This window comes from Bradyrhizobium sediminis, assembly GCF_018736085.1.
GTDB classification, from domain to species: Bacteria; Pseudomonadota; Alphaproteobacteria; order Rhizobiales; family Xanthobacteraceae; genus Bradyrhizobium; species Bradyrhizobium sediminis.
Map to the genome: position 1 here is coordinate 1,625,873 of NZ_CP076134.1, position 24,577 is coordinate 1,650,449.

Below are 24,577 nucleotides of genomic sequence, written 5' to 3' on the forward strand. Positions count from 1 at the left end.
AGGTGTGCGAAGATCAGGCAATTTTGGCGGCGTCCCGTCATGCTTTCATTGGTTCGCGATTGGATCGACCCCGTGGCATGCCGGAAATGACGAAGAAGTCTGACCATCAGAAGGGCGCCGAGGCCGAAGTCGAGAGCTTTCGGAAGGACCTCGGCCCGTTTGTGGTTGCCGCCGAGACAACCCGAATGGCGATGGTGTTTACGGACGCGACGGAGTCCGACAATCCGATCATTTTTGCCAATGACAGCTTTCTTTCCCTGACCGGGTATGGCCGCGACGAAGTTCTCGGCAGGAGCTTCAATTTTCTATTGACCCACAGCGCCGATGCGCAGGCGCTGGCGCGGATCGAGGCCGAATTCGCGGGGTCATCAAATCGCGGCGCGGAAGTTCGCTTCTGCCGCAAGGATGGAAGCGAATTCTGGTCTGCGGTCTTCATCAGCCCGGTTCGCAACGAGGGTGGCGACATCGTTCAGTATTTCGCCTCGTTTGTCGATCTCACCCGGCACATGGAGAATGAAATCCAGTCCAGGATGTTGATCGACGAGTTGAACCATCGCGTAAAGAATACTCTGTCAACGGTGCAATCGATCGTCTGGCAGACGTTGCGGACGTCCTCCGATCCCAAGGCCATCCGAGAGTCGATCGAGTCCCGCCTGTTTGCGCTCTCCCGCTCGCACGACCTGTTAACCCGTGAAAAATGGGAAAGTGCCGGGCTGCACGATATCGTTCACGATGCCGTCGAGCCGTTCTTGGTCTCGGGCGGCCGGGCCGATCGGATTCTGATCAGGGGTGAGAACATCCGTTTCCCGCCAAAGGCCGCCCTGGCCCTCGGCGTTGCGTTCAATGAACTCGCGACGAATGCCGTGAAATACGGCGCATTGTCCAACGCAGCTGGATCGATCCTAATCACGTGGACGATGGAGCCTGCGCCGGCCGGCCAGCGGCTGGTCTTGAAGTGGCAGGAGAAAGGCGGTCCTGGGGTCACGCCGCCGTCACACAAGGGGTTCGGATCGCGGGTGATCGAGCGTGGTCTGGCCCGTGAGCTGGCAGGAACCGTGCGCCTCGACTACCGGCCGGAGGGCGTTGTCTGCACGATGGACATCCCCGTACCAGGAAGCGCTCGCGATGGATAAGCTGCTTTCCGGTCGACGTGTCCTCGTTGTCGAGGATGAAATGCTGGTCGTCATGGTGATCGAAGACATGTTGGCCGATCTTGGATAAACGTCGGTGACCTCTGCCGCGACAGTCGACCGGGTCCTCGCCCTGATTGACACGCAGGTCTTTGACGTCGCTATCCTTAATACGAACCTGAACGGCAACGACAGCGATTCGGTGGCGAAGGCGCTTTCGGCGCGCGGAATATCCTTCATCTACTCGACCGGCAACACCGGTCACGATGTGGGAGACGGCTATTCCGACCGGCCTGTGCTGAAAAAGCCGTTCAAAAATGAGGTGCTGGTCGCGATATTTGCGCGCCTCCAGTGCACGGGTTCGCCACCCCAATGAGTTACCAGAGGCCGTAGATCCATTCCGCGCCGCGGATCGTCTCCCAGACTGCATCAGTGCAACCGCCAGCAAGACCACGCGTCGCCCGCCCCCGGCGCGTACATGCGCGAACAAGGCGAGGTCGCGGGCAAGATTAAACCCCTGCGTTGGGGCGGCCGTGACGAATTCGTCCGCCAGAGAAGGTCTGGCCGCCGCGGCCGGTATCAGCGGTATCGCAGGCTGTGCGGTTTGCGGCACCTCCGGCGGAGGGGGTGGAGCCACGGGAGGAAGGGGTGATGAAGCGTCCGTCTTCATCCGCCTGCGTCCACACCTCGCGTCGTCGTGACCGACGCTATAACCAGTTGATTCCCGCCAGCGGCAACACGCGCTGCAGGATCGCTGCCAGACAGATCAGCACCACGAGCAGTTTGAGGAGATTTGCCAGCCGTGCTTCGTTGATGAATTTGTCAATGGCCCAAAAGCAAATCGCACCAACGATGCAAATGATCAGAACCCCGATCAGAACCGAAAGCATGGTGCCCTCCCGTTGTTGTCCACAAGACGCGGGACTGTTCTTGAGCACCCGAACACCCGCATGGGCGTGAAGATCAAAGATGCTCTTCGAAATCCTCAAATGACTTGCCGAACTGCGTCAGCGCCTCTTCCAGATAGTCCGCAAGCATGGGTGTCCCGATCAGGTAGGATGCCGTGCGATTGTTGTGGGCGCGCGACGCCTCGGCGCGCAGATCGCGCCAGTTGTCGAGATCGCCGTCGCCGCGGCCGAGCCACATCAGGGCGACGAGGTCAATCTGCTCGTCTACGTTCAAACCCCGAATGAAGCCGGAAAGCTCCGAGCGATCGGTAATCTTGCTGTGATCCTCAGCCGTATCGTCGCTTGAATCGGCGATCAGGTCCGACTCGGTGGCGCTGCTGTCGGATTGGCGTGACTTTGCGATGATGAAGAACACCTTCTCCGGCGAGATCGACAGGTTCGGAGCTTTTCGCATCGCAGACGCCTCCAGGAAATCACAAGGAAGGCTATGGCCACCGGCGCAAAGTACTTTGCGCGAGATCAACATGCGGTCACATAACAGCGCCGGCGCTCGCGGCCTGCTGCACCGCCGCGTTCAAACTACGAAGAGACCCAATGTTCATTTAAGTTCCATAAGGGAGTCAGACCATGTCGCTCGGACTTATACTCATCATTATCCTCGTCATCTTCCTGCTTGGCGGCTTCAGTGGCCGCTTCGGTGGCTACGGCTACGGCTTCGGTCACGGCGGCGTCGGTATCATCGGTGTCATCCTCATCATTCTCGTCGTCCTGCTGCTTTTGGGTCGGATTTGATATGCCGCCGCGCCGCCGATCAGGCCGAACAACTGGCCGCGTCGCATATCGGACACTCGGTTGCCCCATCCCGGTCACGGCTTGCACACCTTTCAGATGCAACATCTTCCGCTGAATCGCTCGCCTGACTTTGGGAACATCATGACAACTGCAAAGCTCCGCGCATCGACGATCCTCGCCGCGTTCGGGGAGGTGGAATCCGAGCTTGTCGGCAAAGCCGTCGTTCTCACCGACGGAAAAGCCGGAATGGTTCAGAGCGTTTGGCTGGACGAGTTTCATGGCCTGCGAATTTCGATCAAGGGCCACGATGGAAAGTGGCCAATCTCGACCATAAAATTCGAACAGAGCTGCGAGGAGCTGAGCGAGCCGGCCCCGGGTTAAGACGTTTGGACTGGATCGCCGCACGCGAGGATTGGATCCGCTCAGTAGATGGTTGCAATCTTCGGGAGCGGAGCGCCGCCAGCGGCTGCAGCCTCGTTCTACCTCGCTCAGGATACCGCGACGATGAAGTGCCAGGTTGTCAATGCCCAGCCCGCCGCTGGTAGCACCATGAAGGTTATCGGTGCTGCCTATCCGTCACAGGCATCGGCACAAACAGGTTTGACGGCTTATTGCCTGTAACGGCAATACTCGTCGCCATTGTCGTACTCGAAGCAGACTTTCACGCGGCGCCGGGCTCGGTCGCCATCGGAGTAACCCCGATTATCCTTATCCCGCTCCGCGCGGTCCCGGTCCCGATCTCCGCGCTCTGAATATCGTCCGTGGTCCGGGTCGCGATCGCGGCTGGTCTCACGGTCGCGATGCATCATTCCGCCACGACCCATTTCATGGTCATCACGGCCCATGCGGTCGCTGTCGCCACGACGCATCATCCCGCCACGACCCATCTCACGGTCGTCATCGCCCCTGCGGCTGCTGTCGCCGTGACACATCATCCCGCCGCGACCCATTTCATGGTCATCACGGCCCATACGGTCGCTGTCGCCGCGGCGCATCATCCCGCCGTGGCCCATCTCGCGGTCGTCAGTCTTCGGTTGGTCGCGGCCGGTTCGTTGTTCCCGTTGTGGTTGGGAGTTCTGGTCAGTCTGGGCCGGAGTACCGGCTTGCGGAGCTGCAGCCGGCGCCTTTCCCTGCTCCTGGGCGAATGAGCACAGGCTCGACGAGGCGAGTAACATCGTGGCGAGGACAAACACGCGCATGGGATTTTTCTCCATTGGGGTGTGACCCTAACTACCCGGTCATCTCTTGGTTTCGCGCATCAGGTCAAAATTGTACGCGCGCCCCCAAGGCGACCCCAATTCTCCTTTCCCCTGGGAAGGCCTTTGCTTTTGGGAAGGTCTGTTGCCACGTCCGAACCCGACATTGTGATCAATATTGCTCTTGTTGGCCGTTTCAGGTTTGGACGCCCGGCCTTATTGCCCGGCTATACTGAGCAGAGCGGAAAAGCCAACATCGTCAGCCGATTGTGCCGCGTTGCGTGCGGGCCACAAAGGCTCGCTGAGCCAAAAGGGAGCTATCCATGCAATCTGTCGTCATCACCGGGGCGTCCACCGGCATCGGCTGGGCCACCGCGAAGCTGTTGCTCGATCGCGGATTTCGCGTGTTCGGCAGCGTGCGCAAGCAGGCCGATGCCGACCGCCTCGGAACCGAATTCGGCGCGAATTTCACGCCGCTGTTGTTCGACGTCACCGACGAAGCAAAGGTGCTCGCCGCCGCCCGCGAGGTCCGCGCTGCGCTCAATGGCGAGACGCTCGCCGGCCTCGTCAACAATGCCGGCATCGCGGTCGCGGGGCCGGTGCTTGAACTCGCGGCCGACGAATTCCGCCGCCAGATGGATGTCAACGTCATCGGGCCTGTCATCGCCACGCAGGCGTTCGGGCCGCTGCTCGGATCCGATCCCTCGCTGAAGGGCCCGAAGGGCCGGATCGTGATGATCAGCTCGGTCTCCGGCAGGGCTGGCGCGCCGCTGACGGCGCCCTATGCGGCGTCGAAGCACGCGATCGAGGGGCTGTCGGAAAGCCTGCGCCGCGAAATGATGCTGTTCGGCATCGATGTCATCATCGTCGCACCGGGCCCGGTGAAGACGCCGATCTGGAGCAAGGCCGAGGAGGTCGATATTTCCGTCTACCAGAACTCGCCGTTCTTCCCGGCGCTGCAACGGATCCGCAAATTCATGCTGCAGCTCGGCGAAACCGGATTGCCGCCGGAAAAGATCGCGGAAGCGATCGCCGGTGCCCTGACCTCATCCAGTCCCAAGGTGCGGTACCAGCTCACGCCGGATCCGATGCAGCACCTGATCACAGCCGTGCTGCCGAAGCGCATGGTCGACAGGATCATCGCCAAGCGCCTCGGGCTGATGCCGCCGGCGTGAGCGAAGACATCAGCCGTTAGCCCGCCTGAACGGTCCGCGGCGTCCGCGCCGACGCCATCGCGATGATGCAGGCATAGCGGATGCCGCCGAAGATGTAGGAGGCGGCCGAGGCGGGCGGCGCGGAGGCGGTCAGCGTGCGCGAGGCCGCCTGCCACGCCGGCGTCTCGCCGGGGGCGCCGTTCCGGCATTTTCCCAGCCGCGACGCCCTGATGGCGGTGGTGGCCGCCGAGGCGCAGCGGCGTTTCCGGGCCGAGATCGACGCCGCACTGGCCGAAGCGCCTGCAGCCGACCCGCTGGCGCGGTTCCGGGCCCTTGGGCTCGCTTATCTGCGCTGGGCGATGCGTAACCCTGCCCATTTCGAGATCATCTCGAGCGGCCGGTATTTCGATCACGACAGGGCAGCCGGACTGTCCCGGACAACGACCTCTTCATCGAGGGCATCGCCGGGCATCCGCGGCTGGCCTGAGTTTGCCGCGCAGGCTGCCTTGAGGCTGGGCATTCACCCGGCCTCACGCCGCCTTCGGCAAATTCATTGCGCGTTCATGACGTTTCACTTACATTTTCACGACACGTCGCAGGTTCCGGCTGCGCCGTCCGTCTCCTGGTCATCGCCAGCCAAGGCCCAAAGACAGTGCCGGGTGTAGTTGCGTCCTAGCCCATGGCGCCCGCGCCAAACCAAGGCCCGTCTGCCGCCGTCGCCACCGCCAGCATTGCCGCGGTCGGAATCTGGCGGCTGCTGGCGGTAGCAGCACCCCATCTGGCGGCGATCGGCCTGATGCTACAGACCGAAACCGACTTCGGTTCGCGCACGGGCTTCGTGCTGGCCTGGGGAATCCTGAACTTCTTCTTTATCGCGCTGTTGCGGCGTCCGGCTCTGTCGGGCGCGCTGTCGCTGACGCTGGTCGTCGTGCTAATCCTGCTGTCGCGGCTCAAGCACGACATCGTGCAGATGACCGCGAACTTCGTCGACCTGATGGTCATCGACCGCGATACCGCGGCGTTCCTGTTTACGATCTTCCCCAATCTGCGCTGGTCCGTGATCGGCGCGGCCGTCGTCACCCTTCCTTTGATGTACGCGCTGTGGTGGCTCGATCCGTTCCGGATCCGCCGCCTGCCGGCCCTGGCCTGCAAGCTGACATGTCTGGCGGCGCTGGTCGGGTATTCCTTTGCCTGGCCGGATGAGGCCTGGCGCGGCTATTACGACGACGGCTATCTGTCCAAATTCGCCCGCTCCGGCGTTACCGCGGTGTCGGATTTCGTCAGTTACGGCTTCATGGAATCGGATGCGGTCGCCGCCGAGCGGCTCAAGGTGCCGCTGGTGGAGTCCTGCCATCCCGCCGGGCGGCGGCCCCACATCATCATGATCCATGACGAGTCCAGCTTCGACATCCGCCAGGCCAAGGGCATCAAGGTGCCGGCGGGATATGGCAGCCACTTCAAATCGTTCGACGGCAAGGAGCGCAAATTCCTGGCCGAGAGCAATGGCGGCCCGAGCTGGTTCACCGAATACAATGTGCTCGCCGGGCTGTCGTCGCGCTCGTTCGGCCGGTTTTCCTATTTCGTGACCCGCATCGCGTCGGGACGTGTCGAGCGCGGCCTGCCGCTGGCGCTGCGCCGCTGCGGCTACGAGACTATTTCGCTGTATCCGGCCTATGGCGCGTTCATGAGCGCGCGCAGCTTCCAGACCTCCACCGGGATCCAGCGCTTCTATGACGCGCGCGATCTCGGCACCAAGGGCGTCGAGCCCGACAGCTTCTACTACGACAAGGCGCTGCAGCTGATGTCGGGCAACGCGCCGAACAAGCCGCTGTTCATGTTCGTCTATCTCGCCGCCAATCACTTTCCCTGGGAGACCCGGTTTCGTCCCGACCTGACGCCGTCCTGGAAGCGGCCCGGCAACCAGCCGGTGGTCGATGAATACATCCGCCGCCAGGCCATGAGCGCCGGCGACTACACCGCGTTCATCGCGGGCCTGAAGAAGAAATTTCCGGCGCAGCCGTTCCTGATCGTGCGCTACGGCGATCACCAGCCGGAATTCTCGCCGCAGGTGCTCGACCCCGGTCTCGGCGAGGCCGGCGTCGGCAAGAAGCTGAACGCCTACGACCCGCGCTATTACGCGACCTATTACGCCATCGACGCGATCAACTTCGAGCCGGTCAAGAGCGCCGCCGTCATGGATACGGTCGACGGGCCCTATCTGCCGCTGGTGATCCAGGAAGCCGCCGGCATTCCGCTCGATCCGTCATTCGAGGAGCAGAAGAGCATCATGCTGCGCTGCAAGGGCATGTTCTATGCCTGCAAGGACGGCGCGGAAGCCCGGCGGTTCAACCGCTTGCTGATCGACGCCGGCATGGTGCGGGGATTGTAGGGCGCGCGGCCCTCGGGTTCCGGCGGAGCGGGTGGCCGGGCGCCTTGAGTGTGGTTATACAAACCTGCTAAACGTTTTGCAGTAGAGGCGGTTTTTCGGGATTTTTCGCCATGCTGATGCGTCTTTTCGCGCCGCAATTTCTCGTGGTCTGGGCCTTCCTCGGCTCGGCCCTGGCCGTGCATTTCCGCGGCAAGGTGCGGCTCGGGTTCTGGCGGCAGTTCACCGACCATTCCACCATCATGGCGCCCTACAATGTGCTGATGTACCTGTTCTCGGCGGTGCCGAACCGGCCCATCCTGGACGAGCAGTCGATCCCCGAACTCAAGCTCTTGCGCGACAATTGGGAAGTGATCCGCGACGAGGCGCTGGTGCTGTTCGCGCAGGGCCAGATCAAGGCCGCCGACAAGTACAACGACTGGGGTTTCAACTCGTTCTTCCGGACCGGCTGGAAGCGGTTTTACCTGAAATGGTACGACGCGCCGCTGCCGTCGGCGCTTGCCAATTGCCCGAAGACCGTCGAATTCCTGAATTCGATCCCCAACATCAAGGGCGCGATGTTTGCGAGCCTGCCGCCCGGCGGCAAACTGGTGCAGCACCGCGATCCCTATGCCGGCTCGCTGCGCTATCACATGGGACTGGTGGTGCCGAAATCGCCGGGCGAATGCCGGATCGTCATCGACGGCGAACCTCACTATTGGTACGAGGGCAAGGGCCTGCTGTTCGACGAGACCTATCTGCACTACGCCGAGAACACCACCAGCGACGACCGCATCATCCTGTTCTGCGACATCGAACGTCCCTTGCACACCCGCGCCATGACCGCAGTCAATCGCTGGGTCTCAAAGCACATCATCAACGAGAGCGCCACCCAGAACGAAGAGGGCGAGCGCGTCGGCTGGCTCAACAAGATCTTCGGCTACGTTTACCATGTGCGGCTGGTGGGCAAGCGGATGAAGGCCTGGAACAAGCGCGTCTATTACGCGGTGAAGTATCTGCTGATCGGCGGCATCCTCGCCGCGTTCCTCGCCACCGCCTTCGCCTGAGGCGGCTTCGTCGTCGCCGCGGAGGGGAGTCGCCGGCCCTGCGTCGCGGTGCCGCCTCGCTATATCGGTGGTTTCCGGTCCGCGAGGCTTGACCGCAGCCGCCCGGTTCATATGAGATGAAACCATGAACCGGATCCTGCCGATACTGTCCGTCCTTGCTTTTGCCGCCACGACATCAGCGTCGGCGGAGACGATCAAATTCGAGGATGCGTCGGCGATGTTGGGGGCGAGCTGCGCCAAGGACATCGATGCCAACTGCCGCGGGGTCAATCTCGACCCCACGCGCATGAAGGACTGCCTGACACGCAATCAGGATGTCTTGTCGCCGCAGTGCAAGAGCGATTATGGCCGGGCCTTCGATGCGATCCAGAAGCGCGTCGCCGCACGCCAGGCCGTTACCAAATTTTGCGAACGCGACGTCGCCAAGTTTTGTCCGGGGGTCGACAAGGCCGATCGCGGCCGGGCCCTGGATTGCCTGTTGGCCGGGCCGCGCGGGGTTAGCATCAATTGCAACAAGTCGATTACCGAAGCGGGGTATCGCTGATGCAAGCGGAGGAAAAAATCCGGCGCGGCATCGGCCTGTCCTTCGGCCTGCTGCTGCTGGCGGCGTTGTTCGGCGTTGCGGCGCTGCCGGCCTCGGCGCAGGCTCAGGTCCAAGCGGGCGGCACATCGCAGGAATGGGTCAACAAGCTGGCCGGACTTGAAACCGTGCCGGATCTCGATCTTGCCGAATTGCGGCAGCAGACGCAGGAGCGCGTCAAGGCGAAGGCCGATCCCGTGCCGAACAAGCGGCCGGCCGTCGCGCCGCAGCTGCTCAAGCTGCCGCAGTTCGTTGCCGAAATTCAGTTCGATGCAGACGCAGCCGTGGTTCGACCGGATTCCTATCGGACGCTGGGGCGGATCGCCGACACGCTCTACCATCCGTCGCTGCTCGGCTACAAATTCCTGATCGTCGGCCATACCCCATCGGCCGGCCGGCGCGACCACAATCTCACGCTCAGCCAGCGCAGGGCCGACGTGATCCGCGATGTCCTGGTCAACACCTTCAAGGTTTCGCCGAAGCGGCTTCAGGCCTTGGGTCTCGGCGAGGAGCAACTGCTGGACCGCGCGCATCCGAACGCACCGATCAACGCGCAAATCCACGTCATGACCGTCGGGAAGATGCTGTAGCGCGAATCGGCTGGCTACCGTTTCCCGGTCCTGTCCCACAGCCAGCGTGCCACCGCATCCGAAGATGACGCGCCGTCGCCGCCGGCGGCGCGCAGATTGGCCTCGCGCATCGCCGATATGTCGATCCGGCCGAGCAGCGGGGCCAGCGCCGCGCGCAAGCCCTGATCGGACGCGCGTTTCGGCGCCAGCAGCATGATCGCGTCGTAAGGCGGAATCGCGCCCTTGGGGTCGTCCAGCACTGCCAGATCGTATTTCGCGATCAGCCCGTCGCTGGTATAGCCCGCGATCACGTCGACCTCGCCGGAGGCGGCTGCGGCATACATGAAATCCGGCTGCATCTGCCGCTGCGCGCGAAAGCCGAGCCCATAGGCCTTTTGCAGGTTCGCCCATTCCGGCCGCGAAAAGAATTCATAATCCGCCGCAATCGACAGCGTCGGCGCGCGCGAGGCGAGATCGGCGATCGAGCGGATGCCGAGCGCTTCGGCGCGCTTCCGGGGCATCACCAGTGCATAGGCGTTCTCGAAACCGAGCTCGCCCAACAGCGTGATATTCTGCTGCGCCAGTATCGTTTTCAGTTCGGCGAGCATTGCCTGGCGCGGCTTGCTGTCGGTGCGTTGAAACTGATTGGCCCACAGCGTGCCGGAATAGTCGACATAGACGTCGATATCGCCGGACGCGAGCGCGTCGAAAATCACGTTGGAGCCGAGGCCCTCGCGGGTGGCGGCCGGCAGTCCCGCCGCCCGCAGCCGCTGCGCCATCAGCGCCGACAGCACATATTGCTCGGCAAAGGTCTTGGCGCCGACGACATAGCCCGGTGGCGAGCGCGCCATCGAGGGCGCCAGGGTCGCCGCGACCAGCGCCGCGATGCCGATGCCGCCGAGCGCGGCGCGCACGCGGCTGCGTTGGCGAATGCCGGTCTCGATCAGGGCCAGCAGTTGATCGACCGCCAGCGCCAGCACCGCGGCGGAAACGCAGCCGAACAGCACCCACACCCAGTTCTGGGTCTGCAGCCCGGCGAAGATGTAGTTGCCGAGGCTGGTCTGCCCGATCGGGGTCGACAGCGTCGCGGTGCCGATCACCCAGACTGCGGCGGTGCGGATCCCTGCCATCATGACCGGCAGCGCCAGCGGCAATTCCACCTGCAGCAGCGACTGCCGCGGCGTCATGCCGACGCCCTGGGCGGCCTCGAGGATCGCAGGATCCACGTTCTGCAGGCCGGTGATGGTGTTGCGCAGCACCGGCAGCATGGAATAGAGCGCCAGCGCCAGCACCGCCGGGAGGAAGCCGAACGCGGAAAAGCCGACGCCGAGCCACGACAGCGACACGGCCGCCAGCGCCAGCAGCAGCGGATAGAACAGCGCGAGCAGCGCCAGCCCCGGCACGGTCTGCACGATAGAGGCAAGCCCGAGCAACACGCCGCGCGGTACCCGGCGATTGCGTACCGCAATCGCCAGCGGCAGGCTGACCGCAAGCCCGAGCGCCAGCGCCGTGACCGAGACGCGCACATGATTGCCGAGATAATCCGGCAGGTGCGCCAGCGCCTCGCTCCAGCGTGGGTCGGACAGCAGGCTCATGCCGCGCCGTCCCGCGGCAGCAGCATGTTGAGCCGTTCGGCCTGCCGCCGCGGCGTGCGCAGCAATTCGCCGACGTAAGCGTCGCCGCTGCCGGCCAGTTGCGCCGGCGTGCCCTGCGCCAACAGCCTTCCTGCTCGCATCACCGCGATACGGTCGGCGAGCAGGATCGCCTCGGTCATGTCGTGGGTGATCATGACGGTGGTGAGCCCAAGCTTCCGGTGCAGGTCGCGAAAATCCTCGCCGAGCGCGTCGCGGGTGAGGGGATCGAGCGCGCCGAACGGTTCGTCCATCAGCACGATCCGCGGTTTCGCCGCCAGGGCGCGGGCGACGCCGACGCGCTGGCGCTGGCCGCCCGACAGTTCGTGCGGAAAGCGGTCGCGGTAGAGTGCGCGGTCGAGCCGCACCAGATCGAGCAGTTCGTCCACCCGCGCGGCAATCTCCGCCGCAGGCTTGCCCTGCAGCTTGGGCGTGATGCCGATATTGCCGGCGACGCTGATATGCGGGAACAGCCCGCCGCTCTGGAACACATAGCCGATGCGGCGGCGCAACTGGATCGGATCGACGCTGCGGACGTCCTCGCCTTCGACCGTGATGGTGCCCGCGTCGGCATCGATCAGCCGGTTCGCCAGCCGCAGCAGCGTGGTCTTGCCCGAGCCGGAACCGCCGACGATAGCGAGGAATTCGCCCGCGGCGACCTCGAGCGAGACGTCGTCGACCGCCCGAACCGGCTGCGCGCCGCGGCCGCCGGCAAAACTCTTGCCGACATGCGTAAAGGCGATCAGCGGCGGCGGTGGCATTCGGATCGGCCTCGTGCTTGCGGCTCTTACCCTCCAGGGGAGGGGGAGGGTCGCCGCGACTGAAAGGAGCGGCGGGGTGGGGTGCCAGTCCATCCCCTCGAACGGTGCCCGAGTTGAGAGAGCGTCACCCCACCCCGTCTCGCATCTCGCTTCGCTCAATGCGAGCCGACCCTCCCCCTCCAGGGGAGGGTGAAGATGTCCGAGCCTGAACTACCACGTCGCCGCACCGCGTTGAACTTATCCTTCGCAGGCGCTAAGGCATCCTGCAAACTTGGAGGGGACGCGGGTGGAAACGACGAAGCCGACGGCGGTCGCGCTGGACGACGCGACGGTGGCGTTTCGCCTGGCCGACGGCCGCGTCTATACTGCGGTCGAACAGGCCCGGCTCAGGATCGAGCATGGCGAGTTCGTCGCCATCGTCGGTCCCACCGGCTGCGGGAAATCGACGCTATTGAATGTCGCCGCCGGCCTGCTCAAGCCGGCCTCCGGAGCGGTGCGGATCTTCGATCAGCCGCTGACGGGGCTGAACCGCGACGCCGGCTATCTGTTTCAGGCTGATGCGCTGTTTCCCTGGAAGACCGCGATCGACAACGTCGCCATCGGGCTCGAGATCAAGGGCGCGCCGCGCGCGCATGCGCTGGAACGCGCGCAGGGCTGGCTGACGGCGGTCGGTCTCGGCGCCTTTGCGGGCCGCTACCCGCACATGCTGTCGGGCGGCCAGCGCAAGCGCGTCGGCCTCGCCCAGGTCCTGATCCGCGATCCCAAGATCCTGCTGATGGACGAGCCGTTCGGGCCGCTCGACGCCCAGACCCGGCAGATCATGGGCAACCTGCTGCTCGAACTCTGGAACGCCGACCGCAAGGCGGTGCTGTTCGTCACCCACGATCTCGAGGAGGCGATCGCGCTGGCCGACCGCGTCGTGATCATGTCGGCGGGGCCGAGTGCGCGCATCATCGGCGACTGGCGGGTGCCGCTCGCCCGGCCGCGCGACATTTCGGAAGTCCGCATGGAAAAGGAGTTTCACGCGCTGCACCGGGAAATCTGGAGCGTGCTGAAGGACGAAGTGATGAAGGGCTATGCGCAATCCTCGCAGGCCCCAATGGGGGTTGCATGATGAGCCGGCCCGTTCTGCTGCTGTGTCAGCTTCTGGTCGCCGTGGTCGGCCTCGCGCTCTGGCAGTTGCTCGCCACCGTGCCGGTGTTCGGCCGCATCCTGCTGCCGCCGTTCTTCTTCTCCAATCCGGTCGATGTCGGCGCCCAGATCGTCGACTGGTTCGTGCGCGGCGTGATCTGGAAGCATCTCTTGATCACGCTGTGGGAATCGGTGCTGGCGTTCACGATCGGTTCAATCGGCGGTGTCGCGGTCGGCTTCTGGTTCGCGCGCCAGCCGCGCGTGGCGGCGATATTCGATCCCTATGTGAAGATGGCCAACGCGCTGCCCCGCGTGGTTCTGGCGCCGATCTTCACGCTGTGGCTGGGTCTCGGCATCTGGTCGAAGGTCGCGCTCGGCGTCACGCTGGTGTTCTTCATCGTCTTCTTCAACGTCTATCAGGGCGTCAAGGAGGTCTCTGCGACGGTGCTGGCCAACGGCCGCATGCTTGGCATGAGCGAGCGGCAATTGACGCGACACGTCTACTGGCCGTCGGCGCTGTCATGGATGTTCTCCTCGCTGCATACCTCGGTCGGCTTTGCCGTGGTCGGCGCCGTGGTCGGCGAATATCTGGGATCTGCGGCCGGGCTCGGCTATTTGATCCAGCAGGCCGAAGGCGTGTTCGACGTCGCCGCGGTTTTCGCCGGCATGTTCGTGCTGTCCGCCTTCGTCATCCTGATCGACCTGGTGGTGACGGTGGTCGAGCGGCGGCTGCTAGTCTGGCGGCCGGATGCGGCCGTGGGGCGAGATTGACCGACGAATCAAGCGCTACGACTTTGTTACAGTCGTTTGGTTAATTGTTATTCGTCTTCTGCGTGCTAAAGGCGCATGATAAAGCCACGCCGTGCATTGGACGGCTCGACCCGCGCAACGGCCCGAATGCAGATGATCCTCGCACAGGACACAAGCCCGTCTGATGAGACGGCGCTGCGCTATGCCGGCTGGCGCGTCGTACTCGCGTGCTTCCTGATGGCGGTGTTTCTCTTTGGCTTTGGCCTTTACGGTCATGGCGTCTACCTTGCCGAGCTGCAGCGTCTGAACGGCTGGCCGGCGGCCCTCATCTCGGGCGCGAGCACACTGTCCTTCTTGCTCAGCAATATCTTTGCGACGTTTACCAACGAGCTCGTGGCCCGGCTGGGCCCGAAGCGGCTAGTTCTGCTCGGAATTGCGGCTCTGGCGTCGTCGACGACCCTGCTCGCATTGGCGACCGCTCCGTGGCAGCTCTACGCCGCTTTCATCCTGATGTCTCTCGGGTGGATTGGCATGGGGACGGTCGTAATCGCGACGGTCGTGAGTCTGTGGTTCGTGCGCCGTCGCGGTCTCGCCATCAGCCTCGCGTTTACCGGGGCGAGTGCCGGCGGGGTCGTGGTTACGCCTTTGCTCGTGCTTCTTGTTGAACGGTTAGGCTTCCCGGCCGCGATGCTGACCGCAACTGCGATCATGGTTGCCGTTCTCGTACCCGGCGCTCTCGCCTGGGTCGGCCCGCCATGGGGTGGCGGTGCGGCTGAGAGGCCGGCCATTGATTCGTCGCAAGCCCAAGTGTCTTCCGCACCGAGCGACATCTCGCGCGCGAAGCTCATGCGTAGCCTGGCATTCTGGACAATCTCGGTACCATTTGCGCTTGCCCTGTTGGCTCAGGTTGGTTTCATCGTGCACCAGATCGCGTTGCTTGAACCGAAGATCGGCCGTACTAGCGCGGGGTTCGCGGTTTCAGTTATGACGATCATGGCGATCGCTGGACGCGTTGGCCTCGGCATGGTTGTCGACCGGCTCGATCCGCGGCTCGTCACCGCCGCATCTCTCGTGAGTCAGGCGGCAGCGCTCCTGACCATCCTGCAGAGCGATATCGTGCCGATCGTACTGGTTGCTTGTGCAGTATTCGGTTTTTCAGTCGGTAATATCATTACCTTGCCACCGCTGATCATTCATCGCGAGTTCAGTGCCGCAGGCTTTGCCATCGTCATGGGGCTATCGAGCGCGATCAGCGGAACCGTTGGTGCGCTTGGTCCATGGCTTGTCGGTCTCGTTCGCGGCTGGAGCGGCGACTATGATGCTGTCCTTGCGCTCTGTATCGCCCTGGAGCTGGTTGCCGCGGCGATCGTGGTTCGGGGTAGGGCACGCGATTGAACAGCGGTCGGAAAGCCGCCTTCTCAAGCGGCGCGCGCTGCTCTATCGTGCATGCAACGAATGAGCGCATTGGAGGAAACCATGAGAACGATTGTCGGCAGGCTGGCCGGGACACTGTTGGCGCTGGTGCTGACATCGGGTCTTGCGGCGGCGCAGAGCAAGGTCACCGTTGCGATCGGGGGCGGCGCCTGCCTGTGCTACCTGCCGACCGTGCTGGCGAGGCAGCTCGGCGAATACGAAAAGGCCGGCCTCGCGGTCGAGCTGGTCGACCTCAAGGGCGGTTCCGACGCGCTGAAGGCGGTGCTCGGCGGCAGCGCCGACGTGGTGTCCGGCTATTTCGACCACTGCGTCAATCTCGCCGCCAAGAAGCAGGAGATGACGGCCTTCGTCGTCTACGACCGCTATCCGGGACTGGTTCTGGTGGTGTCGCCCTCCCATAACGCCGAAATCAAGTCGATCAAGGATCTGGCCGGCAAGAAGGTCGGCGTCAGCGCGCCGGGCTCCTCGACCGACTTCTTTCTCAAATATCTCCTGAAGAAGAACGGCCTCGATCCCGCGAGCGCTTCGGTGATCGGCGTCGGCCTCGGCGCCACCGCGGTTGCGGCGATGCAGCAGGGCCAGATCGACGCGGCCGTGATGCTGGATCCGTCGGTCACCGTGCTGCAGGGCAACCATCCGGACCTGCGCATCCTCGCAGATACCCGCACCCAGAAGGATACGCTCGAAGTGTTCGGCGGCGAATATCCGGGCGGCTCGCTCTATTCCACGACGGCCTGGGTCAATTCGCACGAAAAGGAGGCGCAGGCCCTGACCAATGCGATCGTGAATACGCTGGCCTGGATCCATTCGCATTCGCCCGAAGAAATCATGGCGAAAATGCCGCCGGAAATGGTCGGCAAGAACAAGGAGCTCTATCTGGCCGCGCTCAAGAACACGATCCCGATGTATTCGTTGACCGGCAGGATGGATCCCAAGGGGGCGGACGCGGTGCTCGCGGTGTTCAGCGAAGGTTCGCCCGAGGTCGCCAAAGCCAAGATCGACCTCAGCAAAACCTTCACCAACAAATTCGTCGAGCAGGCGAAGAAGACGACGGGGACGAATGCGAAATAGACTTCCGCGATGACGCTTCCGGTTTTTCATCGCGTCGCGACGCTCGATCTGAACGTGCAGCCCTGGTCGTGGCCGTTCGCGCAAGCGCGGCGCGCCGACATCGACGCGCATTTCAAGGCCAGGCAGCGCGAGAAACCGCAGATCTGGAACGGCCGGGTTCTGCTGGCGCGCAACCCGGCCTTCACCGGGACCAGCTTCAGCGCCGACTATTTCGAGACCGATTTCGCCAGTTTCCTGGCCTGGCGCGATTGGGGTTTTCCGGATCGGGACGTCGTCAACAGTCCTGGAATGGGCGCGCTGCGCTGCTCCGATGGCACCTTCGTGCTCGGCGAGATGGCACAGCACACCTCGAATGCCGGGCGCATCTACTTTCCCGCGGGAACACCCGATCTTCATGACATCAGGGATGGCGCGGTCGATCTTTCCGGCAGCGTCGCCCGCGAAGTCGAGGAGGAGACCGGCCTGACGCCCGACGATTATCAGGCCGGCGCGCAGTGGGATTGCGTGCGCTACGACGGGATCATTGCGCTGATCAGGATATTGAACGTCGCTCTCACGGGCGAGGAACTGCGCGCCAGGATCGAGGCCAATCTTGCCCGGCAGCAACAGCCCGAATTTTCCGCCATCCATCTGGTGCGTGCGACTTCCGATCTGTCAGCCGCGATGCCGCGCTTCGTCACCGCGTTCATCGAGAAGCAGCTAGACGCCTCGTTTTAAGGTGCGCACTGGCGTCATTGCGAGGAGCGATAGCGACGAAGCAATCCAGTCTGGCGGCCGCGACTCTGGATTGCTTCGCGGAGCCCGTCATCGGGCGCACATTCGGGCGACCCGTTGGCTCGCAGTGACGAGCTGGTCTGGCGCCGCGCAAGGGCGCCATGTAGCGTCCAGACCCACCAGCCAACGGAGCTCCAGAAGCCATGGGCAATAACTCTTCGCAATCGCTTGGCGACCAGCTGAAGCCTTTCATTGCGCCGTTCCGCTTCGACGGATCGGGCAAGTTTCATCTCAAGTCGCACAAGACCGACGAGAAGGGCGGCCTCGACAAGGAAAAATCGGAAACGATTCTCGAGGCCAACCGCAAACGTTTGAGCGATTTCCAGGAAAAGCTCTACGCGCAGGATCGCTGGTCGCTGCTCTTGATCTTTCAGGGCATGGACGCGTCGGGCAAGGACAGCGCCATCAAGAGCGTCTTCGAGGGCGTCAATCCGCAGGGTTGCGAGGTCTATTCGTTCAAGCAGCCGACCTCCCACGAGCTCGACCATGATTTCATGTGGCGCACCACGATCGCGCTGCCGGAGCGCGGTCGCATCGGCATCTTCAACCGCTCCTATTACGAGGAATGCCTGGTGACGCGGGTGCACCCCGAGATCCTGGCCAAGGAGAAGATCCCGCCTGTCCTGATCACCAAGCACATCTGGCGCGAGCGGTTCGAGGACATCTCCGCGTTCGAGCGTTATCTCGCGCGTAATGGCACGGTGATCCTGAAATTCTTTCTCAACCTCTCGAAAGAAGAGCAGCGCGAGCGCTTCCTGGAGCGGCTGGACGAGCCCGCCAAGAACTGGAAATTCTCGATGGGCGATATCGCCGAGCGCGCGCTGTGGCCGCGATACCAGGCCGTGTATCAGGACATCGTCCGGCACACCTCGACGGCGCTGGCCCCGTGGTATGTGGTGCCGGCGGACCACAGATGGTTCGCGCGGGTGGTGATCGGCTCCGTTATCGTCAGCGCGCTCGACAAGCTCGACCTGAAATTCCCGCGCGCCGACAAGGCTTCGCTGCAGGAGTTCAAGCAGGTGCGCAAGGCGCTGCTCGGCGAGGGCAAGGACTGAGCGGGGAGGGCGACGCTGCTCTTGCGTGCTGCAGATGATTTGCCCGTCGTTGCGCCCTCTGAATGGAGGGGGCGGAAAATTCAAGCAAACCTTGCGTATATCAGGCCCGCGAGATCGCGAAGCCGTGCCTGGGAACGGCGTGTTGCTTGAGAATTTGAATCGGCAGTTCCGGATGGAGCCACCTTCAGGCGACATGGACAGTGGCGCTCTGCCGTTTGCGGGATCAGTGCGCTGCTTCGTGTTCCCGCTGGCGCGTTACTTCCTGATGCTCGACCGACAGCGAGCGATAATGCGCTGCCATTTCCCTGTAGTGCTGTCGCGTAATCGGGTCGGCAGCCGTTTCTGCCCGTTCTTCGAACATTCGTGCCCGTTCAATCAGATCCTTGGCATTGGGCATGGGACATCTCTGTGCTGAAACTCTGCCCTCCTATGTGGGTGGGCCCTTCGTGTTGCGCCCGGCCGGCGCCGTTCAAATCGCCGTGTTGAACCGGCGCCTGGCCGGGTCTTCAGGCGATCGTCGCGAGGTGAAACCTGCGCATCTCCGCCAGGCGCGCCCGGCAATACTCGCGGTAAATCAAGCTGATTAGCGCCCACATGATCGCACTCCGTTGTTTGATCGTCGGGCGTCACTGTAGGGGGGCTTCGTTTCCGGCGGTTTTCCCGGTCCTGAGAAAATGGCTTCGTCGGCGTCGCCGGATGTTTCGAGGTCCGGCCGGGATGAAGCGGCTTCACGGGACCGGGATCGACATTGCAGGGGCGCCGCCGGGGATGAAGTCCGTGCCGGCGGCAATTAGGTCAGCCCATCTGACCATCTTTTGGCGTTGCGATCAGGCCCCTTTCTCGTCTAGAACCGCCCCGGAGCGCCGTCCCGGCAACGAACCGTCAATGGTTTTGGCCGAGGATTCTGCGTCCCAAGGGTCTGGCAATGCTGATTCGCAGCGAAAAGGTTGGAGTTCACGGGGGAGCGGCGACTGCCGTCCGTCCCGGCGCGATTCCGGCTGCGTCACTGCCCACCCTGCTTCTTGGCGGGCTTCTGCTTCTTATCGGCCCCTGAGGGCCGTCTGGGCGGTTAGCGCCTGGGCACTCAGGGGTTCGCGCGAGATCACCAGACCCTTCAGCGCTCGCATGGCGCACGACCCAAAAGGAATTCAGCAGATGACCACCGCCAACAAGTCCGCCAAGGACCGCGTAATCATATTCGACACCACCCTGCGCGACGGCGAACAGTGCCCCGGCGCCACCATGACGTTCGAGGAGAAGCTCGAGATCGCCGAGATGCTCGACGACATGGGCGTCGACGTCATCGAGGCCGGCTTCCCGATCACCTCCGAAGGCGACTTCCAGGCGGTCAGCGAGATCGCCCGGCGCTCCAAGAACTCGGTCATCGCCGGGCTGTCGCGGGCGCATCCGAAGGACATCGACCGCTGCGCCGAGGCGGTGAAGTTCGCCAGGCGCGGCCGCGTCCATACCGTGATCGCGACCTCGCCGCTGCACATGCGGGTCAAGCTCAACATGACCCCGGAGCAGGTGATAGAAACCTCGATCGCCAACGTCACCCGCGCGCGCAACCACATCGACGACGTCGAATGGTCGGCGGAGGACGGTACCCGCAGCGAGATGGACTTTCTCTGCCGCATCGTCGAGGCCGTGATCAAGGCCGGCGCCACCACGGTCAATATTCCCGATACCGTCGGTTACACCGTGCCGGAGGAATACACGGCCTTCATGCGCACGCTGATCGAGCGGGTGCCGAATTCCGACAAAGCGGTGTTCTCGGTGCACTGCCATAACGATCTCGGCATGGCGGTTGCGAACTCGCTGGCAGGCCTGGCCGGCGGCGCGCGGCAGATCGAATGCACCGTCAACGGCATCGGCGAGCGGGCAGGCAATGCCGCGCTCGAGGAAGTCGTGATGGCGATCAACATCCGCAACGACCGGTTTCCCTATTGGAACAAGATCGACACCACCATGCTGACGCGGGCCTCGAAGCTGGTGTCGGCGGCGACCTCGTTCCCGGTGCAGTACAACAAGGCGATCGTGGGCCGGAACGCGTTCGCGCATGAGAGCGGTATCCATCAGGACGGCGTGCTCAAGGACGCATCGACCTACGAGATCATGCGGCCGGAGATGGTCGGCCTGAAGAAGTCGTCGCTGGTGCTGGGCAAGCATTCGGGACGCCATGCCTTCGTGCACAAGCTGGAAGAGATGGGCTACAAGCTCGGTCCCAACCAGCTGGAAGATGCGTTCGGGCGGATGAAGGCGCTGGCCGACCGCAAGAAGGACATCTACGACGAGGACATCGAGGCGCTGGTCGATCAGGAGATCGCCGCTTCCCATGACCGCATCAAGCTGACCTCGCTGACGGTGATCGCGGGCACCCATGGTCCGCAGCGCGCCACCATGAAGCTCGATGTCGATGGCCAGATCAAGATCGAGGAAGCGGAGGGCAACGGTCCGGTCGATGCAGTGTTCAACTGCATCAAGGCGCTGGTGCCGCACGAAGCAAAGCTCGAGCTCTATCAGGTCCACGCGGTCACCGAAGGCACCGACGCGCAGGCCGAGGTGTCGGTGCGGCTCGCCCATGAGGGCCGCTCGATGACGTCGAAGGCGTCCGATCCGGATACGCTGGTGGCTTCGGCCAAGGCCTATCTCGGGGCGCTCAACAAGATCGTCATGAAGCGCCAGCGCGACATGCCGGCGGTGGCGGCGAGCTGAGCGATTCAGAAGGACGCCATTTTCAATAGACGACAAACGCGGCGCCATCGGCGTCGCGTTTGTGCATCGGAATTAAATATTTGAAATTACTATTGAAATCGTATTGCTGGCGCGAAGTTGGCGGATTTCCGCACAGGGCTCTATGGAAGTTTGTGTGAATTTATGCGCAACTGCCCCTGGCGGGCTCACAAGTGGCAATTTTCCCTACCCCACGGTTTCGCATGGTGCTCATCCTCTACGCCGCTGTTTCCGGCGTGGCGTTGACGGTCGCCTTGTGGCTGGCCGGCGATTACGGACGAACGAAAGCATACGAAGGGCTGAAAACGAGAGCGCGGAGCGCGGCAGACCTCAATGCAACGGTGCTGCGCAGCGAGCTTGAGAAGCACCGGTCCATTCCATTCATCTTGTCCACCGATCCCGATGTGGAGGCCGCGCTCACCTCGCGCGATCCCGGCAAAGTTGAACTGCTCGACAGGAAATTCGAGGGCCTGGCGGAGGGGATCCGCGCCTCCGTGATTTACCTCCTGGATGCCGACGGCCGCACACTCGCTGCGAGCAACTGGAAAACGACGACGAGTTTCGTCGGCAACAGCTATCGCTTCCGCCCTTACTACTCGCTGGCTGTCGACAAGGGCAGTGCCGAGTATTTTGCCCTCGGTACCGTCAGCCGGCGGCCAGGTCTCTATATCTCCCGCCGCGTGGATGGCCCGGCGGGCGTTCTGGGCATCGTGGTCGTCAAGCTGGAATTCGATCAAGTGGAGGCCGGTTGGGGCCGCTCAGACATGCCGTCCTACGTCACCGAGGAACGCGGCATTGTCCTGATCACCAGCAACCAGAATTGGCGGTTCATGACGGAGACGCCACTCTCTGCCGGCGACGCAGCGTCAATTCGGGCGAGTCTGCAATTTGGAGAGGCTCCGCTTCGGCCGCTTCCGATCAACAAGGTCAGGGATGACACATTCGGCGGCCACCCCGCTCAAGTCGTTGCAGCCCGCCTGCCGGACGCAAAGCAATCCGGCAATTTTCTGAAGATTGAGGCTCCTGTCAGGACGACGGGCTGGCAGTTGCATCTCCTGGTTCCGGCTGCGGACGCCGTCGCGGGTCGTGTCAGCGAGGCGCGCCTGTCTCTCGGTCTCGTTCTCGTGCCGATCCTGGGGCTCGGCGCCGTGCTGCTTTATCGGCGCGAGCGAACTTCCGCTCTCGCGGCAGAGGCTGCAGCCGCGCGAATTGAGCTGGAGCACCATGTCGAGGTTCGAACGCACGATCTGCGCCAGGCGAACGAGCGGCTGGAATGGGAAATAGGCGAACGTCAGAGAACCGAGAATAAACTGCACACGCTCATGGAGGATCTGTCGCAGGCGAACCGGCTTGCTTCGTTAGGCCAGATTACCGCCGGCGTGGCGCACGAGATCAACCAGCCGGTGGCGGCAATCCGGGCCTATGCCGACAACGCCCGCGCGTTTCTCGATCGCGACGACAAGATGCATGTTCAGGACAATCTCGCCATGATCGCCTCTCTGACGGACCGCATCGGAACAATTACCGATGGGCTTCGCAGCTTCAGTCGAAAGGGCCCGGGTGAGATCGGACCTGTCAGCAGCATGGAGGCAATCGAGGGTGCTCTGCTGCTTCTGGGGAGCCGGATTCGAGCTCAATCCACGTCGATTGAATGTCACTATCCAATTGGCGATCTCGTCGTCTCCGCAAATCGAACCCGTCTGGAACAGGTGCTGGTGAATCTCGTTCAGAACGCGCTCGATGCAACCAAGGACAGCGTCGACGGAAGCATTCACATCAGGCTCGACGTCGCGGGTGACGAAGTTGAATTGTCGGTGTCGGACAACGGCCCCGGCATTCCGCAGCATGTCCTGAATACCCTCTTCACCCCGTTCAGGACGGCCAAGGCCAATGGGCTCGGTCTCGGGCTCGTCATCTCGAATGACATCGTGATCGATCTGGGAGGAAGAATCGACGTGAAGAGGATCCAGGAGAGGGAAACGTGTTTCACGGTTGTCCTGAGAAGATTCCAATGAATGAGAACTCCCAAACAACGGTCGTTTTTGTCGACGACGACGAAACCCTCCGGCACGCCAATTCGCAAACGCTCGAGCTGGCCGGATTTCGTGTCTTGTCGTTCAGCTCGGCCAGCTCCGCACTAACGGTGTTGAACGGCAATTTCGATGGCGTCGTCGTCACCGACATCCGGATGCCGCAGATCAGCGGGCTGCAATTATTCAGGCGGTTGAAAGAAACCGACCCTGCCATGCCGGTGATCTTGATTACCGGACACGGGGACATTCCGATGGCTGTCGATGCCATGCGCGAAGGGGCCTATGATTTCATCGCGAAACCCTTCGCCGTGGACCGGCTGATCCATAGCGTTCGACGCGCTGCCGAAATGCGGCGGTTGGTCATGGAAAATCGGCGTCTTTATCTGGCTACCGAGGCTGCGACGCAGGAATTGCCCTTGATCGGGCAAACGCCATCCATGCAGCGGTTGCGCAATACGTTGCGTCAGATTGCCGATGCAGACGTTGATGTGCTGATCGCCGGTGAAACCGGCAGCGGCAAGGAAGTCGTCGCCAACCTCCTTCATCGCTGGAGCAAGCGGCGCGCAGGGCACTTTGTTGCGCTCAACTGCGGGGCTCTCCCGGAAACCATGATCGAGAGCGAATTGTTTGGGCATGAGCCCGGCGCGTTCACGGGCGCCCAGAAACGACGCATCGGCCGTATCGAGTATTCGAGCGGCGGAACGCTGTTCCTGGATGAAATCGAGAGCATGCCGGTTTCGACGCAAGTCAAGCTCCTGCGGGTTCTCGAGGCTCGCGAGGTCGCGCCGCTTGGAACCAACGACCTGCGGGCCGTCGACCTTCGCGTGGTCGCCGCATCCAAGGTTGATCTCGGCCATCCGGCACAGCGAAGCAGCTTCCGGGAGGATCTGTTCTTTCGATTGAACGTCGTGACGATCTCGATCCCGCCGCTCAGGGAACGCAGGGAAGATATCCCGCTGCTGTTCGCGCACTTCCTGAACAAGGCGGCGAGCCGGTTCAAGACCAAGCCTGTTGAAATCAACAGGGCTCTTCATCGTCATCTTATGGAGCATCAGTGGCCCGGAAATGTTCGGGAGCTCTCTCATTTTGCGGAGCGCGTTGCGCTGGGGTTGGGTGATGACGAATCAAATCCTGACTCGGAAGCAAAAACGAGCGGTGACTCATTGCCTACCAGGGTTGAGCGCTACGAAGGCGATCTAATTCGCCAAACATTGTCTGAAAATCATGGGGATGTTCGCTTGACGGTGGCGGCACTCGGCATTCCCCGGAAAACCTTTTACGACAAGATGCAGAGACACGGAATCAATCGCGCGGACTATGAATGAATTGCGTTGTCGGTGCCGGGAGTTTCAAATCGCTGACCAGGCGGGCTTGACTGTCGGGGACTTCGATTTAGCCATCGACCGTCGTTGCAGTATCCGGGATCGAAGTCCCCGGCGTCGG

General features: G+C 62.8%; 25 protein-coding genes. 19 read left to right on the forward strand and 6 right to left on the reverse strand.

Going from position 1 to position 24,577, the window contains the following annotated elements; all coding sequences use genetic code 11:
• The first annotated feature begins 86 nt into the window (after positions 1-86).
• Together KMZ29_RS07740 and KMZ29_RS07745 are read left to right on the forward strand one after the other, a co-directional pair.
• Entirely contained in the window at positions 87-1,133 is a 1,047-nt protein-coding gene (locus KMZ29_RS07740) for an HWE histidine kinase domain-containing protein (RefSeq protein ID WP_249779852.1), read from the forward strand.
• A gap of 94 nt (positions 1,134-1,227) precedes the next feature.
• Entirely contained in the window at positions 1,228-1,506 is a 279-nt protein-coding gene (locus KMZ29_RS07745) for a response regulator (protein ID WP_249779853.1), read from the forward strand.
• Positions 1,507-1,837: 331 nt separating this feature from the next.
• Here KMZ29_RS07745 and KMZ29_RS07750 read toward each other — a convergent pair whose 3' ends face one another.
• Complete coding sequence (locus tag KMZ29_RS07750) at positions 1,838-2,020, reverse strand: hypothetical protein (protein ID WP_215605463.1); 183 nt, start codon at positions 2,018-2,020, stop codon at positions 1,838-1,840.
• Positions 2,021-2,093: 73 nt separating this feature from the next.
• On the reverse strand, positions 2,094-2,492 hold the full coding sequence (locus KMZ29_RS07755) for a DUF3775 domain-containing protein (protein WP_215624183.1): 399 nt from the start codon (positions 2,490-2,492) through the stop codon (positions 2,094-2,096).
• Positions 2,493-2,665: 173 nt separating this feature from the next.
• On the opposite strand from KMZ29_RS07755, the gene KMZ29_RS07760 reads away from it, so the two are divergent.
• On the forward strand, positions 2,666-2,830 hold the full coding sequence (locus KMZ29_RS07760; RefSeq protein ID WP_215623161.1) for a DUF3309 family protein: 165 nt from the start codon (positions 2,666-2,668) through the stop codon (positions 2,828-2,830).
• A gap of 141 nt (positions 2,831-2,971) precedes the next feature.
• Complete coding sequence (locus tag KMZ29_RS07765) at positions 2,972-3,211, forward strand: PRC-barrel domain-containing protein (RefSeq protein ID WP_249779930.1); 240 nt, start codon at positions 2,972-2,974, stop codon at positions 3,209-3,211.
• A 227-nt stretch (positions 3,212-3,438) separates the two neighbouring features.
• On the opposite strand, the gene KMZ29_RS07770 is transcribed toward KMZ29_RS07765, so the two are convergent.
• Complete coding sequence (locus tag KMZ29_RS07770) at positions 3,439-4,044, reverse strand: hypothetical protein (RefSeq protein ID WP_215623163.1); 606 nt, start codon at positions 4,042-4,044, stop codon at positions 3,439-3,441.
• A gap of 305 nt (positions 4,045-4,349) precedes the next feature.
• Between KMZ29_RS07770 and KMZ29_RS07775 the strand changes: the two genes are divergently transcribed.
• From KMZ29_RS07775 to KMZ29_RS07800, 6 genes are all read left to right on the forward strand, one after another.
• Positions 4,350-5,201, forward strand: coding sequence for an SDR family oxidoreductase (locus tag KMZ29_RS07775; RefSeq protein ID WP_215623164.1), 852 nt, complete (start codon positions 4,350-4,352; stop codon positions 5,199-5,201).
• 134 nt (positions 5,202-5,335) lie between these two features.
• Entirely contained in the window at positions 5,336-5,845 is a 510-nt protein-coding gene (locus KMZ29_RS26650) for a TetR/AcrR family transcriptional regulator (protein ID WP_249779854.1), read from the forward strand.
• Positions 5,846-5,859: 14 nt separating this feature from the next.
• Complete coding sequence (locus KMZ29_RS07785) at positions 5,860-7,569, forward strand: sulfatase-like hydrolase/transferase (RefSeq protein ID WP_215623165.1); 1,710 nt, start codon at positions 5,860-5,862, stop codon at positions 7,567-7,569.
• A 110-nt stretch (positions 7,570-7,679) separates the two neighbouring features.
• On the forward strand, positions 7,680-8,612 hold the full coding sequence (locus KMZ29_RS07790; protein ID WP_215623166.1) for an aspartyl/asparaginyl beta-hydroxylase domain-containing protein: 933 nt from the start codon (positions 7,680-7,682) through the stop codon (positions 8,610-8,612).
• Between the two features lie 124 nt (positions 8,613-8,736).
• Positions 8,737-9,156 carry a hypothetical protein gene (locus KMZ29_RS07795; protein WP_215623167.1) on the forward strand — a complete coding sequence of 140 codons (420 nt, stop codon included), beginning with the start codon at positions 8,737-8,739 and terminating at the stop codon, positions 9,154-9,156.
• Positions 9,156-9,782 (forward strand): OmpA family protein, encoded by a 627-nt coding sequence (locus KMZ29_RS07800; protein WP_215623168.1) that lies wholly within the window; start codon positions 9,156-9,158, stop codon positions 9,780-9,782. The genes KMZ29_RS07795 and KMZ29_RS07800 overlap by 1 nt, the downstream gene beginning before the upstream one ends.
• Before the next feature lie 14 nt (positions 9,783-9,796).
• On the opposite strand, the gene KMZ29_RS07805 is transcribed toward KMZ29_RS07800, so the two are convergent.
• On the reverse strand, positions 9,797-11,356 hold the full coding sequence (locus KMZ29_RS07805; RefSeq protein WP_215623169.1) for a glycine betaine ABC transporter substrate-binding protein: 1,560 nt from the start codon (positions 11,354-11,356) through the stop codon (positions 9,797-9,799).
• On the reverse strand, positions 11,353-12,153 hold the full coding sequence (locus tag KMZ29_RS07810; RefSeq protein WP_215623170.1) for an ATP-binding cassette domain-containing protein: 801 nt from the start codon (positions 12,151-12,153) through the stop codon (positions 11,353-11,355). The genes KMZ29_RS07805 and KMZ29_RS07810 overlap by 4 nt, the downstream gene beginning before the upstream one ends.
• A 286-nt stretch (positions 12,154-12,439) precedes the next feature.
• Between KMZ29_RS07810 and KMZ29_RS07815 the strand changes: the two genes are divergently transcribed.
• The 6 genes from KMZ29_RS07815 to KMZ29_RS07840 all read left to right on the forward strand — a co-directional run bounded on the left by KMZ29_RS07815 (position 12,440) and on the right by KMZ29_RS07840 (position 18,368).
• Complete coding sequence (locus KMZ29_RS07815) at positions 12,440-13,267, forward strand: ABC transporter ATP-binding protein (RefSeq protein WP_215623171.1); 828 nt, start codon at positions 12,440-12,442, stop codon at positions 13,265-13,267.
• Positions 13,267-14,055, forward strand: a complete 789-nt coding sequence (locus KMZ29_RS07820; protein WP_215623172.1) for an ABC transporter permease — start codon at positions 13,267-13,269, stop codon at positions 14,053-14,055. The genes KMZ29_RS07815 and KMZ29_RS07820 overlap by 1 nt, the downstream gene beginning before the upstream one ends.
• 126 nt (positions 14,056-14,181) lie before the next feature.
• Positions 14,182-15,429 (forward strand): MFS transporter, encoded by a 1,248-nt coding sequence (locus KMZ29_RS07825; RefSeq protein WP_369810087.1) that lies wholly within the window; start codon positions 14,182-14,184, stop codon positions 15,427-15,429.
• An 81-nt stretch (positions 15,430-15,510) separates the two neighbouring features.
• Positions 15,511-16,539: an ABC transporter substrate-binding protein gene (locus KMZ29_RS07830; RefSeq protein WP_215623173.1), complete on the forward strand. Its 1,029-nt coding sequence runs from the start codon at positions 15,511-15,513 to the stop codon at positions 16,537-16,539.
• A 9-nt stretch (positions 16,540-16,548) separates the two neighbouring features.
• On the forward strand, positions 16,549-17,256 hold the full coding sequence (locus tag KMZ29_RS07835) for an NUDIX hydrolase (RefSeq protein WP_215623174.1): 708 nt from the start codon (positions 16,549-16,551) through the stop codon (positions 17,254-17,256).
• 200 nt (positions 17,257-17,456) lie between these two features.
• Positions 17,457-18,368 (forward strand): polyphosphate kinase 2 family protein, encoded by a 912-nt coding sequence (locus KMZ29_RS07840; RefSeq protein ID WP_215623175.1) that lies wholly within the window; start codon positions 17,457-17,459, stop codon positions 18,366-18,368.
• Positions 18,369-18,591: 223 nt separating this feature from the next.
• On the opposite strand, the gene KMZ29_RS07845 is transcribed toward KMZ29_RS07840, so the two are convergent.
• Entirely contained in the window at positions 18,592-18,765 is a 174-nt protein-coding gene (locus KMZ29_RS07845) for a hypothetical protein (protein WP_215623176.1), read from the reverse strand.
• Positions 18,766-19,523: 758 nt separating this feature from the next.
• Between KMZ29_RS07845 and KMZ29_RS07850 the strand changes: the two genes are divergently transcribed.
• The 3 genes from KMZ29_RS07850 to KMZ29_RS07860 all read left to right on the forward strand — a co-directional run bounded on the left by KMZ29_RS07850 (position 19,524) and on the right by KMZ29_RS07860 (position 24,459).
• A complete protein-coding gene (locus KMZ29_RS07850) occupies positions 19,524-21,083 on the forward strand; it encodes a 2-isopropylmalate synthase (protein ID WP_215623177.1) in 1,560 nt (519 codons plus the stop codon).
• 221 nt (positions 21,084-21,304) lie between these two features.
• Positions 21,305-23,116, forward strand: a complete 1,812-nt coding sequence (locus KMZ29_RS07855; RefSeq protein WP_215623178.1) for a sensor histidine kinase — start codon at positions 21,305-21,307, stop codon at positions 23,114-23,116.
• Positions 23,113-24,459, forward strand: a complete 1,347-nt coding sequence (locus KMZ29_RS07860; protein ID WP_215623179.1) for a sigma-54-dependent transcriptional regulator — start codon at positions 23,113-23,115, stop codon at positions 24,457-24,459. Before KMZ29_RS07855 ends, KMZ29_RS07860 begins: the two co-directional genes overlap by 4 nt.
• The last annotated feature ends 118 nt before the right edge of the window (positions 24,460-24,577 follow it).